This window comes from Olsenella sp. HMSC062G07 (genome assembly GCF_001811895.1).
Classification (GTDB): Bacteria; Actinomycetota; Coriobacteriia; order Coriobacteriales; family Atopobiaceae; genus Olsenella_F; species Olsenella_F massiliensis.
Genome location: NZ_KV806925.1, coordinates 1 through 2857, shown reverse-complemented (window position 1 = coordinate 2857; position 2857 = coordinate 1). Strand labels below are relative to the sequence as shown.

4 protein-coding genes are annotated in these 2857 nt (G+C 63.1%); all 4 read right to left on the bottom strand.

All coding sequences use genetic code 11. The features are described from left to right. Positions 1 to 213: 213 nt before the first annotated feature. On the bottom strand, positions 214 to 1260 hold the full coding sequence (locus HMPREF2826_RS00025; RefSeq protein WP_070637876.1) for a GH25 family lysozyme: 1047 nt from the start codon (positions 1258 to 1260) through the stop codon (positions 214 to 216). Then, on the bottom strand, positions 1257 to 1796 hold the full coding sequence (locus tag HMPREF2826_RS09325; RefSeq protein WP_168163945.1) for a C39 family peptidase: 540 nt from the start codon (positions 1794 to 1796) through the stop codon (positions 1257 to 1259). Before HMPREF2826_RS09325 ends, HMPREF2826_RS00025 begins: the two co-directional genes overlap by 4 nt. A gap of 89 nt (positions 1797 to 1885) precedes the next feature. Further along, positions 1886 to 2122, bottom strand: a complete 237-nt coding sequence (locus tag HMPREF2826_RS09320) for a holin (RefSeq protein WP_070637871.1) — start codon at positions 2120 to 2122, stop codon at positions 1886 to 1888. A 15-nt stretch (positions 2123 to 2137) separates the two neighbouring features. Further along, positions 2138 to 2422 carry a hypothetical protein gene (locus HMPREF2826_RS00010; RefSeq protein WP_148138269.1) on the bottom strand — a complete coding sequence of 95 codons (285 nt, stop codon included), beginning with the start codon at positions 2420 to 2422 and terminating at the stop codon, positions 2138 to 2140. Between the last annotated feature and the right edge of the window lie 435 nt (positions 2423 to 2857).

Genomic DNA, 2857 nt, shown 5'->3' with positions numbered 1-2857 from the left:
TGGTGCGCCGTCGGTAAAACTCTTCGAACCAAACTGGCCGTGGTGAATGGCACCGTCCTACTGATGTTCGACCGCGCGGCGTAAGCTGCTCGCTTCGGGGCTATCCTAGCACGCCCTGAACGGGCGCTGTAAAACCAGCAGGCAGACGGGCTGTTGTGCGCCCGAATACGCCCCTGGAATCCCCGGCCCCTACTCAGGTACCGGGGATTTCGCCTAAATCTTGAGCACCTGACCGGAGTAAATCTTGTTCGGGTCGCTGATGCCGTTCTTCTTTGCTATGGCCTGATAGGTGGTGCCGTACTTGGCCGCGATTCCGCTCAGGGTGTCGCCGCTCTTGACGGTGTACTTCTTCGCGCCACCGCCGTTCACGATGGCCTGAACCTCGTCGTAGCGGCTCCCAAGAACCTGCCTGCGCTCGTCGCCGTTGCCGTACTTCCCGGCCTTCACCTCGCTTGCAAGGGTGGATGCGCTCGCCGTGGCGATGTGGTTGATGAAGTCCTGAACCTCGCTGTAGCGGTTTCCCAGCTTCTGCTTGCGAGCGTCCCCGCTGCCGTACTCGCCGCGCATCACGGCGGCGGCAAGGTCGAGCGTTGAGCCGGACGGCGAGCTTGCTGCGGGCTTCTGCGCCGGGGTCTCCGGATGCTTGGCTCCACCGGGGTTGGCGTACTTGTCCCAAGCCGCGCGGTCGCCGTAGAACTTGTTCAAATCGAGGTTCCCGCCGTAGCCGGAGATGCGGCCATGGCTTGAGTACTGGCGGATTGCGCAAGAGTAGGCTCCCTCGTTCCATGGCGTGTCCTGATAGCCTGTCGTGTTGTTGTCCGCGTACTGGGCAATCCACAGGCCGTAGTCGCCGATGCCGGACACGAGGTTGCGGTAGCTCGCGGAGATGTACACGAGAGGCTTCACGCCGGCCTGCTGGTACACGTAGTCGCACCATCCCTTGACCCACGCCTTGTCCTTCCCGCTGTTGAACTTCGGGTTGCCCTGCGACTCCCAGTCAAGCACGAGGATTGCCTCGCCGATATAGCCCTTGACGTTCTTGATGAAGAAGTCGGCCTCGGCCTTGTAGTCTCCGCCGTTCGCGTAGTGGTACGCGCCCAGCTTCTTGCCCGCCTTCTTGGCGGCTTGGTACTGTTTGTCGCAGCTCGGGCTTACGTAGCCGGTCCCTTCCGTAGCCTTGCAGATTACGAAGTCACCTGCCACGGCTCCAGCGTCGATGTCGGGTTGCCAGTTGCTGATGTCGATTCCGCTCAAGCTCATGCCTGCCCCTCTCTGATTGCGTAGAAATAGGAACCCCAATCAATTGCCTCGAACTGCTCCCATGTGACGGGGGCTTGCAGCGAGGGGGCTGCCGAATCGCGGATGTATACCCCCTCCTCGTCGCATCCCCAGACGTACAGGACGTGCGCCCCGTACTCCGCGCCGCCCTCGTAGACGCTCCCGCTCATGCCCGCAAGAAGCCCCCAGCCGTTGCGCAGGTACGTCTCGGCATCTTCGAGCGTCCACAGGTCCTGCCACTGGAGGCCGTACAGCGCCTCCAACTCATCGCAGAACCTGCCCATGTGGTTGACTCCACCATCGACGCAGCGGTTGCCGACCAGGTTGAGCAGGACGGGCGGCGTGATTTCCTCGCCGGTGAGGTAGCTCGCCGCCATCGCAGCGCAACACAGGCCGCAGCCGGACTCGGCGATGCAGCTGTCGGCCGTGGCGTACGGGAGTCCGCCCCACCGCTCGTCCGCCTGGTAGTACAGGGGAGGCTCTTGCGTCGGCGAGTCCTTGATCTCCGGCGTCTTCACCGGATCGCTGACGGCCCCGGTCGGCTGCGAGGAGGACACGAGGCCCGCGAGAAGCGCGACCTCGACCGCCAGGACGATTAACAGGATTCCTATCGCTCCTTTGAGGACAACGGACTCGTCCCCTCGTCTACCTCCGGCACGCCAGCCACGCTTGTCAGCAGCGACAGTATGGCCGCCGTGGCCGTCACCGCCGCGATCTGGGGCCAGTCGAGCGCCGTGATGGCGACGGCCCCCGTCCCGATGAGCGCCACCGCCGTCTGCGCGGCGGTCTTTACGGAACGCACCAGCGCGGCGATTGCCCATTTCTTCACTGCCTGCTTGTCCATGGTTTCCCCTTTCTGTCATCGCGGGACCTCCCCGCGAATCTCCAACTCGTTCGCTTGTCGAATGAGGGCGTGCATGTAGTGGTTGCCGCCCAGGGCGAAGTAGCTGTCAGCCATCCGGTCGAGCGTGTCAAGCTCCATGGCCGTGATGTAGTCGCATCCCTTGGCGCGCTCGAAAATGGATACGATGCTCGCTTTGAGCTGGTTGCGCTGCGATTCAAGCAAGACCTTATGCTCGCCACGGAAGTCCTTTAGCTCACGGGCGACATAGGTGCAGAAGGTGGTGACGACAGCGAGTGCCATGCCGCTCGCTATCGCCGGCAGAGCCTCCTTGACCACGGCCGTCATTCGAAATGCCCCCGGCAGTTCGCATCCATGCGCACTCCTTTCCTCGGTTGAGGCAAGGGTACGGGTGGCGTGAGATTACCGTCTGCCGGTCGGGGAAGTGCGCATCCTGCGCGGGGCGCACTGGGTCGACGGCATGGTCGTGTACCTTCCCGTGAAAACCAGGCTCTCAGAGCGTGCCACGTACCTGCCGCGCTTCGCGCTCGAGCGTCCTGCCGTTGACTCGGTAGTTGACGCCGCCGATGACGCAGTAGATCGTCAGCCTGTCGTAGTTCGCCGCGTCGTCGGACAGGGAGACGTCTAGATCCTCCAGCCGATGGCCTTGATGATCGTTATGTAATCGCCCGCTCCGCCGCTCACCGTGTTGGTGCTGGTGTTTATGGCCGCCATGCC